This window comes from Streptomyces tricolor, from assembly GCF_002155905.1.
GTDB lineage: Bacteria > Actinomycetota > Actinomycetes > Streptomycetales > Streptomycetaceae > Streptomyces > Streptomyces tricolor.
Genome location: NZ_MUMF01000377.1, coordinates 1 through 12094 on the forward strand (window position 1 = coordinate 1; position 12094 = coordinate 12094).

The 12094-nt window shown below is 72.9% G+C and carries 8 protein-coding genes and 1 pseudogene; 7 read left to right on the top strand and 2 right to left on the bottom strand.

Annotated elements, in window-relative coordinates:
• Positions 1 to 225: 225 nt before the first annotated feature.
• The 6 genes from CCN44_RS25760 (at position 226) to CCN44_RS25785 (ending at position 10807) form a co-directional block, all read left to right on the top strand.
• Positions 226 to 1605 carry an ABC transporter substrate-binding protein gene (locus CCN44_RS25760; RefSeq protein ID WP_059249836.1) on the top strand — a complete coding sequence of 460 codons (1380 nt, stop codon included), beginning with the start codon at positions 226 to 228 and terminating at the stop codon, positions 1603 to 1605.
• A 70-nt stretch (positions 1606 to 1675) separates the two neighbouring features.
• On the top strand, positions 1676 to 2956 hold the full coding sequence (locus CCN44_RS25765) for a carbohydrate ABC transporter permease (protein ID WP_086699927.1): 1281 nt from the start codon (positions 1676 to 1678) through the stop codon (positions 2954 to 2956).
• Entirely contained in the window at positions 2953 to 3861 is a 909-nt protein-coding gene (locus CCN44_RS25770; protein ID WP_059249838.1) for a carbohydrate ABC transporter permease, read from the top strand. Before CCN44_RS25765 ends, CCN44_RS25770 begins: the two co-directional genes overlap by 4 nt.
• Before the next feature lie 155 nt (positions 3862 to 4016).
• Complete coding sequence (locus CCN44_RS25775) at positions 4017 to 6230, top strand: bifunctional glycosyltransferase/CDP-glycerol:glycerophosphate glycerophosphotransferase (protein WP_086699929.1); 2214 nt, start codon at positions 4017 to 4019, stop codon at positions 6228 to 6230.
• A gap of 125 nt (positions 6231 to 6355) precedes the next feature.
• On the top strand, positions 6356 to 8596 hold the full coding sequence (locus CCN44_RS25780) for a bifunctional glycosyltransferase/CDP-glycerol:glycerophosphate glycerophosphotransferase (RefSeq protein ID WP_086699932.1): 2241 nt from the start codon (positions 6356 to 6358) through the stop codon (positions 8594 to 8596).
• A 6-nt stretch (positions 8597 to 8602) separates the two neighbouring features.
• Positions 8603 to 10807 (top strand): bifunctional glycosyltransferase/CDP-glycerol:glycerophosphate glycerophosphotransferase, encoded by a 2205-nt coding sequence (locus CCN44_RS25785; protein WP_086699935.1) that lies wholly within the window; start codon positions 8603 to 8605, stop codon positions 10805 to 10807.
• Positions 10808 to 10865: 58 nt separating this feature from the next.
• Here CCN44_RS25785 and CCN44_RS25790 read toward each other — a convergent pair whose 3' ends face one another.
• Positions 10866 to 11279, bottom strand: a complete 414-nt coding sequence (locus CCN44_RS25790; protein ID WP_086699942.1) for an organic hydroperoxide resistance protein — start codon at positions 11277 to 11279, stop codon at positions 10866 to 10868.
• Positions 11280 to 11353: 74 nt separating this feature from the next.
• Here CCN44_RS25790 and CCN44_RS25795 point away from each other — a divergent pair, with 74 nt between their 5' ends.
• Complete coding sequence (locus tag CCN44_RS25795; protein WP_086699939.1) at positions 11354 to 11845, top strand: MarR family winged helix-turn-helix transcriptional regulator; 492 nt, start codon at positions 11354 to 11356, stop codon at positions 11843 to 11845.
• Here CCN44_RS25795 and CCN44_RS25800 read toward each other — a convergent pair.
• Positions 11793 to 12094 (bottom strand): annotated as a pseudogene (locus CCN44_RS25800) (glycosyltransferase family 39 protein); the annotation flags it as partial. The gene CCN44_RS25795 and the pseudogene CCN44_RS25800 overlap by 53 nt on opposite strands.

Below are 12094 nucleotides of genomic sequence, written 5' to 3' on the forward strand. Positions count from 1 at the left end.
CCGTCCCCCCTCCAGGTGAACCTGTGGCCCGTGGGGGGCTCCGGCCGCCCCACCCCCTGTCGGAAAATCGGGACGCATACACCCCTGGTCACGAGCCGGTCACGATGAGCCGGTGGACACCGCAGGCGCTCTTGCCCGCCCGGAGCGGCCCGGCGTACACCGGACCGCACGGGACAGAGTTCTGACGTTCAGCACGTTCAACGGAGAACGACGAACGGGGAAGTGATGCACAGCAGGAGCAGCACGTTCCGCACACACAGGGCCGTCACCACACTCGCCGCACTGCTCGCGGGAGCCCTCGCGCTCTCCGCCTGCTCCGGCAGCGACGACGACAAGAAGGACAACGGGGACAAGAGCAGCGGAGCCACCGCTTCCACGGTGACCCTGCCGAAGCTGGACGGCGCCAAGCTGGAGGTGGCCGCCGTCTGGACCGGCGCCGAGCAGGCCAACTTCAAGAAGGTCCTCGCCGAGTTCGAGAAGCGGACCGGCGCCACGGTCACCTTCGTACCCGCGCAGGACCCGATCATCAACTTCCTCGGTTCGAAGATCGCGGGCGGCCAGCCGCCGGACATAGCGCTGCTGCCGCAGCCCGGCGCGATCAAGCAGGCGGTGGACAAGGGCTGGGCCAAGCCGCTGAACGCCGCCGTCCAGGCCGAGCTGGCGAAGAACTACGCGCAGGGCTGGCAGGACATCGGCAAGGTCGGCGGCAAGCAGTACGGCGTCTACTACAAGGCCGCCAACAAGTCGCTGATCTGGTACAACGCCGAGGTCTTCGAGAACGCGGGCGCCCAGGAACCCAAGACCTGGAAGGATCTGCTGACCGCCGCGCAGGCGGTGTACGACTCCGGGGTCACGCCGTTCTCCGTGGCCGGCGCGGACGGCTGGCCGCTGACCGACTGGTTCGAGAACGTGTACCTGTCCCAGGCGGGGCCGGAGAAGTACGACCAGCTGGCCCAGCACAAGATCAAGTGGACCGATCCGTCGGTGAAGCAGGCGCTGACCACGCTCGCCCAGATCTGGGGCAAGCAGGACTACCTCGCGGGCGGCCAGAAGGGCGCGTTGCAGACGGAGTTCCCCGAGTCGGTCACCCAGACCTTCACCGGCGGCGACCAGCCGAAGTCCGCGATGGTGTACGAGGGCGACTTCGTGCAGGTCAACATCGGGGAGACCGAGGCGAAGGTGGGCACGGACGCGAAGGTGTTCCCGTTCCCGGCGGTCGGCGAGAAGGCGCCGGTGGTCTCCGGCGGTGACGCGGCGGTGATCCTGAAGGACTCGAAGGCGGCGCAGGCCCTGGCCACCTTCCTCGCCTCCCCGGACGCGGCCACCATCCAGGCGAAGCTGGGCGGTTACCTGTCGCCGAACAAGAACGTGCCGATCTCGGCGTACCCGAACGCGGTGCAGCAGAAGATCGCCAAGGCGCTGATCGCGTCCGGCGACGACTTCCGCTTCGACATGTCCGACCAGGCCCCGCAGGCCTTCGGCGGGACGCCCGGCAAGGGCGAGTGGAAGGATCTCCAGGACTTCCTGAAGAACCCGGGCGACGTGGCGGGCGCGCAGGCGAAGCTGGAGAAGGACGCGGCGGCGGCGTACGGGAACGGGGGCTGATCCGGCGATGGCGTCGGCAGCGGCGGCCGGGGCCCCACCGGGCCCCGCCGCGCCCCGCAGTCGCAAGAGCGTGACCGGCACCCGGAGAGCCGTGGCAGCGCTGTTCCTGCTGCCCGCGCTGGTGCTGCTCGGCGCGCTCGTGGTCTACCCGATCGGGTACTCGCTCGTCCGCAGCTTCGGCAACGCCTCCGGCGACGGCTTCGCCGGGTTCGACAACTACCGGGCCCTCTTCACCGACGACGGCATCCGCACCGCCCTGAAGAACAACGTGCTCTGGGTGGTGTTCGCGCCGACGGTCTCCACCGCGCTCGGTCTGGTCTTCGCGGTGCTGACCGAACGGGTGCGCTGGGGAACGGCGTTCAAGCTGGTCGTCTTCATGCCGATGGCGATCTCGATGCTGGCCGCCGGGATCATCTTCCGGCTGGTGTACGACCAGGACCCGGACAAGGGCGTGGCGAACGCGGTGTGGGTGGGCGTGCACGACACGTTCGCGCAGGCGTCGGCGTTCCCGAAGGCGCATCCGGGCCGCGACTCCCCCCTCCGGCCGGACCGGGGCGGGTTCATCACCAGGACCACCGTGCGCGCCGGACAGCCGGTCGCCCTGCCTCTGGTGGGGGTCGCCCCGGACCAGCTGCCCGACGACGCGAAGAAGGCCGTGGCCGCCGCGCCGGAGCCGGGCAAGGTCACCGGCACCACCTGGCAGGACTTCACCCGCGGCAAGGGCGTCGGCAGGCTCGGCGCACCGGATCCGTCCGAGGTGGGCTACGCCGGGATGCGGATCGAGGCGGTCAAGGACGGCACAGTGGTCGCCACCGCCGAGGCCGCCGGCGACGGCACCTTCGTCCTGCCCGCGGCGGCCGACGGGGCCCGTCTGCGGCTGCCCGCGAGCAACTTCAGGGAGCCGTACAACGGGGTGGACTGGCTCGGCCCGGCCCTCGTGACGCCGTCGATCATCGGGGCGTACGTGTGGATGTGGGCGGGCTTCGCGATGGTGCTGATCGCGGCCGGGCTCGCGGGCGTGCCCCGGGAGCTGCTGGAGGCGGCGCGGGTGGACGGCGCGTCCGAGTGGCAGGTGTTCCGCAAGGTCACCGTGCCGTTGCTGGCGCCGGTGCTGGCGGTCGTCGTCGTCACGTTGATGATCAACGTGCTGAAGGTGTTCGACCTGGTGTTCATCATCGCGCCGGGCTCCTCCCAGGACGACGCGAACGTGCTGGCGCTGGAGCTGTACCGCAAGGGCTTCGCGGAGGGCCAGCCGGGCATCGCGAGCGCGATCTCGGTGTTCCTGCTGCTGCTGGTGATCCCGGTGATGCTGTTCAACATCCGTCGGCTCAGGCGGGAGGTGCGGCGATGACGGCGACCGTCGGAGGCGTCGGGAAGACCGGTCCGTCCGGGGCGGTGCCGGCCGGGCGGTCGGTGGCCTCGCGGATCGCGGAGAGGCTGAGCGGCGGGCTGGTCCGGGTGGTGCTGATCCTGGTGGGCCTGTTCTGGCTGGTGCCGACGATCGGACTGCTCGTCTCCTCGCTGCGCACCCCGCAGGACATGAGCGCGAGCGGCTGGTGGTCGGTGTTCACCGAGCCGTCCCAGCTCACCGTGGACAGCTACCGGAAGCTGCTGGAGAACTCCGACATCACCGACTCCCTGGTGAACACGGTGCTGATCACGGTCCCGGCGACCCTCCTGGTCGTGGTCATCGGGGCGCTGGCCGGGTACGCGTTCGCGTGGATGGAGTTCCCCGGCCGGGACTGGTGGTTCCTGGGCGTGGTGAGCCTGCTGGTGGTGCCCGTACAGGTGGCGCTGATCCCGATCGCCGAACTGTTCGGCAACATCGGGCTGTTCGGGTCGATCCTCGGGGTGATCCTGTTCCACACCGGCTTCGGACTGCCGTTCGCGGTGTTCCTGCTGCGGAACTTCTTCGCGGAGATCCCGCGCGAGCTGCTGGAGGCGGCCCGGCTCGACGGCGCCGGTGAACTCCGCCTGTTCGCCCGCGTGGTGATGCCGCTCGGCGGGCCGGCCATCGCGAGCCTCGGCATCTTCCAGTTCCTGTGGGTGTGGAACGACATGCTGGTGGCGCTGGTGTTCACCAAGTCGGGCACCCAGCCGGTCACGGTCGCGCTGCAGACGCAGGTACGGCAGTTCGGCAACAACATCGACGTACTGGCGCCCGGCGCGTTCATCTCCATGGTGATCCCGCTGGCCGTGTTCTTCGCGTTCCAGAAGCAGTTCGTGTCCGGGGTGATGGCCGGCGCGGTCAAGTGACCGCGGACGGGCACGTGTTGTGCGGGGCGGGCCTTCAACGGCCCGCCCCTTCGCGTTCACCTGATGTAGCCCGAATGCCGCAGGGGCCGTAACCAAGTCACTCCATCGGCCGTTCCCGGGCAGAACGCCCGCGCCGACCGACCCATGGATGTCCCTTGCCCAGGTTCAGTGTCATTGTCCCCGCGTACAAGGTCCAGGCGTATCTCCCCGCGTGCCTGGACTCGGTGCTCTCGCAGTCGTACCCGGATCTGGAACTGATCGCCGTGGACGACTGCTCGCCCGATGCCTGCGGCGCGCTCATCGACGAGTACGCGGCCCGCGACGCGCGCGTGAAGCCCGTGCACCTGGCCGAGAACCGGGGTCTGGGCGGCGCCCGGAACGCGGGGATCGCCGAGGCGAGCGGCGACTACCTGGTCTTCCTGGACAGCGACGACACGCTCACCCCGGACGCGCTGCGGGCCGTCGCCGACCGGCTGAAGGAGACCGGCGACCCGGACGTCCTGGTCTTCGACTACGCGCGCACCTACTGGGACGGCCGGGAGGTGCGCAACCAGCTCGCCGCGCAGCTGACCGAGCAGGGCCCGGCGCCGTTCCGGCTGGAGGACCGGCCCGGGCTGCTGCGGGTGCTGATGGTGGCCTGGAACAAGGCGTACCGTCGGGAGTTCGTCGCCCGGCACGGCTTCCGCTTCCCGCCGGGCTACTACGAGGACACCCCCTGGACCTTCCCGGTGCTGCTGACCGCCGAGTCGCTCGCCACCCTGGACCGGGTGTGCGTGCACTACCGGCAGCGCCGGCGGGGCAGCATCCTCGGCACCACGAGCCGCAAGCACTTCGACCTGTTCGAGCAGTACGACCGGGTGTTCGCGTACGTCGAGGAGCGGCCCGAACTCGCGCGCTGGCGGCCGGAGTTGTTCCGGCGGATGGTCGACCACTACGCCACGGTGTTCACCAAGCGGGACCGGCTGCCGCGCGGCAGCCACGGCGAGTTCCTGCGCCTGGCCCGCGCCCACTACCGCCGCTACCGCGTGCCGGGGGCGCGCCTCAGGCTGCGGCACACCCTGGTCCGCTTCGGGCTGCACCGCACGTTCCGGGCGCTCCAGCTGGCCGCGGCCGTCCGCCGGCGGGCGCTGAAGTCCGCGGTGTGGCTGGTCCGCGCCGTGCGCACCGCCGCGCTGGGGCTGCACTACCGGATCCAGCTGCGGCTGCCGCTGCGCTCCGACCGGGCGGTGTTCACCGCCGAGGAGGGGCGCGGTGATCCGGCGGCGCTGGAGGAGGCGTTCCGGGCGCTCGTGCCGCGGCTGAGCACGGCGTGGATCGCCCGGCCCGGCCAGGAGCACGCGGTGCCGCCGGGCCCGCGCCGGCTGCGGCCCGGCTCGGCCGCCTACTGGACGGCACTGGCCCGCTCCCGCTACCTGGTCGCCGACGCCGCCTTCGAGCGGCGGCTGCGCAAGCGGCCCGGGCAGGTCTTCGTGCAGACCCAGCGGGGCACCCCGCTGGGGCACGCGGGCCTCGATCTGCTGGAGCGCCCCGCGGCGGCCCGGGACACGGACTTCGCGGAGCTGCTGCGGGACGTCGACCGGTGGGACTACGTGCTGTCCGGCAACCGGCACGCCACCCTGACCTGGGAGCGGGTCCACCCGGGCCGGTACACCACGCTGGAGTACGGGCTGCCGCGCAACGACGTCCTGCAGCGGGCGACCGCGGCGGACGTGGCCCGGCTGCGCGCGTCGCTGGGCGTCCCGGAGGGCGCGGTGGCGATCCTGTACGCGCCCGCCCGCCGCGACCACCGGTGCACCCAGCGCCCGCTGCTCGACCTGGAGCGGATCCTGCGCCGCCTGGGCCCGCGCTTCGTGCTCCTGGCCCGCACCCCGGCCCCCGCCCGGGGCACCCGGATCATCGACGTCTCCGGTCACCCGGACCCGGCCGCCCTGTGTCTCGCCTCGGACGTGCTGCTCACCGACTACGCGCCGGTCATGTTCGACTACGCGGGCCTGGACCGGCCGATCGTGGTGCACACCGAGGACTGGGCGGCGTACGAGGCGGCCCGCGGCGCCTACTTCGACCTGCGGGACTTCCCGCCGGGCGCGGTGGCGCGCAGCGAGGACGAGCTGATCGACATCTTCGCCACCGGCCACTGGTGCGGCTCGCGCTCGGCGCAGCTGCGGGCCGCGTTCCGGGAGCGGTTCTGCCCGTGGGACGACGGGCGGGCCGCCGAGCGGGTGGTACGCCGGGTGGTGCTGGGCGAGACGGAGCTGCCGCCGGTGGTACCGCTCGCGGACCGCACCCCGGCCCCGTCGGCCTGCGCGCGCCCCCAGCTGGTCACCGTGCCGCAACCTTCCGGTCCCCGCCCCGTCACCGACGGCAGCTGAACGGCGTTGGTCCTACCGGGAGTTCCCATGCCCCTCGGCTCGACGCGGCCCGCCCCGAGCCGGCCGTCCACCTGGCGTCCGGCGGGACGGCCCGGCCGCGTCCGCACGACGACAGAAAGAACAGAATGCCCCGCTTCAGCATCATCGTCCCGTCCCACGGGGTCGCCGGCCGGCTGTCCCAGGCGCTGGACTCGGTCCTCGGCCAGTCCTTCGGCGACCTCCAGCTGATCCCGGTCTGCGACGCCCCCGACGCCCCGGCCGACGGGGGTCCCCCCTGTGCGAGCGCGGCCGGGAACGCGGGGGACGTCGCCGCCGGGTACGCCGAGCGGGACTCCCGGGTGACCCCGGTCCACTCGCCGCCGTCCGCCGGGCTGAGCGGGGCGCGCAACGCCGGGATGCGGGCGGCGACCGGCACGTATGTGCTGTTCCTGGACGGCGACGACCTGCTGCTGCCGGGCGCGCTCGCGGCGCTGGACGCCCGGCTGGCCGAGATCGCCGGCGCCGACGTGCTGTACGCCGAGCACGAGCGCGTCCCCTGGTGGGAGGGCGAGCCGACGAACCCGGCGGCACCCCTGCTGGCCAAGGCCCCGAAGGGCGCGTTCGCCCCCGCCGACCGGCCCGGCCTGACCGGGGTGCAGCTGCCCGCGTGGAGCGCCGTCTACCGCCGCGCCTTCCTCACCGAGCACGAACTCACCTTCCCCGACGGGCACTTCACGGACCTCGGCTGGGGCGGTCTGGTGACCGTCGCGGCCGAGCGGATCGCGGTGCTGCGCCGGCCCGTCGTACGGCACCGGCTGCGCCGTCAGGGCAGCCGGCTCAATCTGCCGGGGCCGCACCAGCACACCCTGCTGGACCAGGTGGAGCGGGTGCTGACGCGGGCGGCCGAGCGCGAGCTGCCGGCCGAGCGCACCGGTCCGCTGTTCGACCAGCTGTTCGCCGTGGTGCTGAAGACGGCGTCCCGGCCGGAGCGGCTGCCCTCCGGGCACCGGGCGTTCTTCCGCCGCGCGGCCCGGCTGCACCGGCGGCACCGGCCGGCCGGCCACCGGGTGCCGGGCGGCAGCCTGGGGGTGCAGCACCGGCTTCTGGCGGCCGGCGCGTACACCGCGTTCCGTGCCCTGCGCGGCGCCAACCGGGCGGCCGGCGGCGCCGTCGGACGGCTGCCGCGCCCGCGCATGCTGCGCACCCGGCTGCGCTACGCCCGTGCCCTGCGCCGCCCGCTGGACGACGGCCTCGCCGTGTACTGCGCCTACTGGGGCCGCGGCTACGCCTGCAATCCGGCCGCGATCCACGCCAAGGCCCGCGAACTCGCCCCGCACATCCGCTCGGTGTTCCTGGTCGAGGCCGGCCAGGAGCACGCCGTACCGGAGGGCGTCGAGTACGCGGTGATCGGCTCGCGCCGCTACTGGGAGGTGCTGGCCCGCGCGAAGTACCTGGTCAACAACGCGAACTTCGCCGAGGGCGTCGTCAAGCGGCCGGGCAGTGTGCACGTGCAGACCCAGCACGGCACCCCGCTGAAGACGATGGGTGTGGACCAGTCGACGTACCCGGTGGTGGCCGCGCAGTCCGGCAGCTTCACCAAGCTGCTCGGCCGGGTCGACCGCTGGGACTTCAACCTGTCGTCCAACCGGCACTCCACCCAGATGTGGGAGCGCGCCTTCCCCGGCTCCTACGAGCACCTGGAGTACGGCTATCCGCGCAACGACGTCTACTACACGGCGACCGCCGAGGACGTGGCCCGCGTCCGGCGGGAGCTGGGCGTCCCGGAGGGCCGGACGGCCGTGCTGTACGCGCCGACCCACCGCGACCACCACACCGGCTTCGAGACCGGCCTGGACCTGGAGGCGTTCTGCGCGGCGGCCGGCGAGGACGTCGTCGTCCTGCTGCGCGCGCACTACTTCTACGACCGGGGCCGCTCCCTGGGCTCGGACCGGATCATCGACGTCACCGGGCACCGCTCCGCCGAGGACGTGTGCCTGGCCGCGGACGCGCTGATCACGGACTACTCGTCCATCATGTTCGACTACGCCAACCTGGACCGGCCGATCGTCGTCTACGCCGACGACTGGGACGTCTACCGGGAGACCCGGGGCGTCTACTTCGACCTGCCGGCCCAGCCGCCCGGGCTGGTCGCCCGGACCCCGCAGGAGCTGGCCGCCGTCTTCCGCGACGGCTCGTACGCGGGCCCGCGGGCCCGGGCGCTGCGGGCCGCGTTCCGGGAGCGGTTCTGCCAGTTCGACGACGGGCGGGCCGCCGAGCGGGTGGTCCGGCGGGTGCTGCTCGGCGAGCCGCCGGAGGCGGTGCCGCCGGTGATCCCGCTCGCGGAACGCATTCCCGCCCCCGCCGCCGCGACCCTCGTGAGGAGCTGACCCGCCGTGCCCCGCTTCAGTGTGATCGTGCCCTGTTTCAAGGTGCAGGGCTTTCTGCGCGAGTGCCTGGACTCGGTGCTCGGGCAGTCCTTCGGCGACTTCGAGCTGATCGCCGTGGACGACTGCTCCCCGGACGGCTGCGGCGCGATCCTGGACGAGTACGCCGAGCGGGACCCGCGCGTGCGGGTGCTGCACCTGCCGGAGAACGTGGGTCTGGGCCGGGCCCGCAACGCGGGCCTGCCGCACGCCACCGGCGACTACCTCTTCTTCCTGGACAGCGACGACACCCTCACCCCGGGCGCGCTCCGGGCGATCGCCGACCGGCTCGCCGAGGCCGCCGACCCGGACGTGCTCGTCTTCGACTACGCGCGCACCTACTGGTGGGGCGGCACCCGGCGCAACGTCCTCGCGCACATCCTGGCGGAGGCCCCCGGCACGTTCGCCGTCTCGGAGTACCCGCAGATCCTCGACCTGCTGATGGTGGTCTGGAACAAGGTCTACCGGCGGGAGTTCGTCACCCGGGGCGGCTTCACGTTCCCGCCCGGCTACTACGAGGACACCCCCTGGACCTTCCCGGTGATGCTCAGCGCCCGCCGGATCGCCGCCCTGGACCGGATCTGCCTGAACTACCGGCAGCGCCGGCAGGGCAACATCCTGTCCACCACCAGCCGCAAGCACTTCGACATCCACGACCAGTACGAGCGGGTCTTCGCCTTCGTGGCCGAGCGGCCGGAGCTGGCGTCCTGGCGGCCGTACCTGCACCGCAAGATGGGCGAGCACTGCCTGGACATCCTGGCCAAGCCGGACCGGCTGCCGCCCGCCGACAAGCCCGAGTTCTTCCGGCGTACGGCGGAGATGTTCCGCCGGCACCGGCCGGAGGGCGCCCCGGTGGACGGCGAGGTGGCCGTGCTGACCGGCTCCTGGACCGGGTACCGGCTGAAGCGGCAGGCGGCGCGGGCCGGGCGGGAGGCGGCCCGGCGGGCGGAGCGGGCGCGCCGGGCCGCCGCCGCGCGGGCCCGCACCGGCTGGACCGCCCTGCACGCCCACCGGCCGCTGGACGAGAACCTCGTGGTGTACTCGGCGTCCTCGCACCGGGGCCTGCTCGGCGACCCGGCGGCCGTGTACGCCGCGGCCCGCGAGATCGCCCCGCACATGCGCGGGGTGTGGGTGGTGCGGGACCAGGAGACGGCCGCGCAGCTGCCACCGGGCACGGAGCACGTGATCGTCGGGTCGCGGCGCTATCTGGAGGTCACCGCGCGGGCGAAGTTCTTCGTCAACGACGTCAACTGGCCCGGCTCGCTGGCCAAACGCCCGGGCAGCGTGCACATCCACACCCACCAGGGCACCCCGCTGAAGTACCTGGGCGCCGATCTGCTGGACAAGCCGGGCGCCCGGCTCGGCTTCGACGTGCCGCAGATGCTGCGCCGGGCCGACCGCTGGGACTACAGCCTGGTCGCCAACCGCCACTCGGAGCTGGTCTGGGAGCGGGCCTACCCGTGCCACTTCACCTCGGTGCGCACCGGCAGCCCGCGCAACGACGTGCTGGTGAACGGCGGCTCCGGTGACTTCCGGGAGCGGCACGGCATCCCGGCGGACCACACGGTCGTGCTGTACGCGCCGACCCGCCGGGACTACCGCCGGGGCGGGCACGTGGACCGGATCGACCTGGCCCGGTTCGCGGCCGACCTCGGCGAGGGGCACACGCTGGTGGTCCGGCTGCATCCGTCGCTGGCCGGCGGCCCCGCGCGGGGCCTGGGCCTGGCGGAGCTGGCCCGGCGCCGGATCGTGGTCGACGCGACCGACGAGCCGCATCTGACGGACGTGCTGCTCGCGGCGGACGCGCTGGTCACGGACTACTCGTCCGTCATGTTCGACTACGCCCTGCTGGACCGGCCGATCGTGGTGCACGCCGACGACTGGCCCGCGTTCACGGCGAGCCGGGGCGCCTATCTCGACATCACGGCCGAGCCGCCCGGCCATGTCTCGTCCTCCTACCGGGAGCTGGCCTGGCTGTTCGCCTCGGGCGCGTGGCGGGACGAGGAGTCGACGCGGCTGCGCGCGGACTTCCGGGCCCGGTTCTGCGAGTACGACGACGGGCGGGCCGCCGAACGGGTGGTGCGGGCGCTGCTGCTGGGCGAGCCGATGCCCGCCCCGGAGCCGGTGCGGATCCCGGGCCAGGCGGCGGCCCCGGACGCGCTGGCCTCGGCGTAGCGCACGCGCGAGGGGGCCGGTCCCGGGCGGGACCGGCCCCCTGAGAAGCGTGCGGCGGTTACTCGACGACCAGGTCGACGTCGATGTTGCCGCGGGTGGCGTTGGAGTACGGGCAGACCTGGTGGGCGCTCTCGACCAGCTTGCGGCCGGTCTCCTGGTCCACGCTGTCGGGCAGCTCGATCCGCAGGGTGACCTTCAGCCCGAAGCCCTCGCCCTGCTTGCCTATGCCGACCTCGGCGGTCACGGCGGCTTCGCTGACGTCGACCTTGGCCTGGCGGCCGACGAGCCCGAGGGCGCTGCCGAAGCAGGCGGCGTACCCGGCGGCGAAGAGCTGCTCCGGGTTGGTGCCCTGGCCGTTGCCGCCCAGCTCCACCGGCATGGCCAGGGCCAGGTCGATCCTGCCGTCGGAGGAGACGGCACGGCCCTCGCGGCCGTGGGTGGCGGTGGCGACGGCGGTGTAGAGCGCGTCCATGAAGACCATCCCTCTCGGGTGTGCGGTTCGTTGCGACCACAAGTAGAGCACACAATTAAGTTGCGCACAACTAAATGGGGGACAAGAGCTACCCTGGAGCCATGAACGACACGGAGTGGCTGCGCCTGGACCGCCAGATCTGCTTCTCGCTGCACGCGGCGTCCCGCGCCTTCAACGGCGTGTACCGCGTACTCCTGAAGGATCTCGGGCTCACCTACCCGCAGTACCTGGTGATGCTGGTGCTGTGGGAGCAGGGCGACCTGCCGGTCAAGAAGCTCGGCGAACAGCTGCGCCTCGACTCCGGAACACTGTCCCCGCTGGTCAAGCGGCTGGAGGGGGCCGGTCTGGTGCGCCGCGAGCGCAGCGCGGCGGACGAGCGCTCGGTCCTGGTCCGGCTCACCGGGGAGGGCGCGGCGCTGCGCGAGCGGGCCCTGGAGGTGCCGCGCCGGATCATGTCGGCGACCGGTTTCGACCTCGCCGAGATCGTCGACCTGCGCGCCCGGCTGGACCAGCTCACCACCGCTCTGGACGCGGCGGCCGCGGCGGAAGCACGGGGAGCCCGCTGACCGGGCGGACGTAGAGCCGTACGGTCACCCCGCCGCGCACGGTTTCCTCGCGGCCGACGAACTCCTGCCGGAGCACGGCGGCCTTCGTCCGCTCGACGGGGTTGCGCGGCGCCCAGCGGCCGGCCAGCAGTGTGCGGTCCGCGACGACCCACACCCGGTCCAGCGACGCCAGCCGCCGGCGCACCTCGGCCGCCCCGGCCTCCCGCCCGTACAGCGTCCCCGACGCGGCGGCCCCCGTCACCAGCGCGA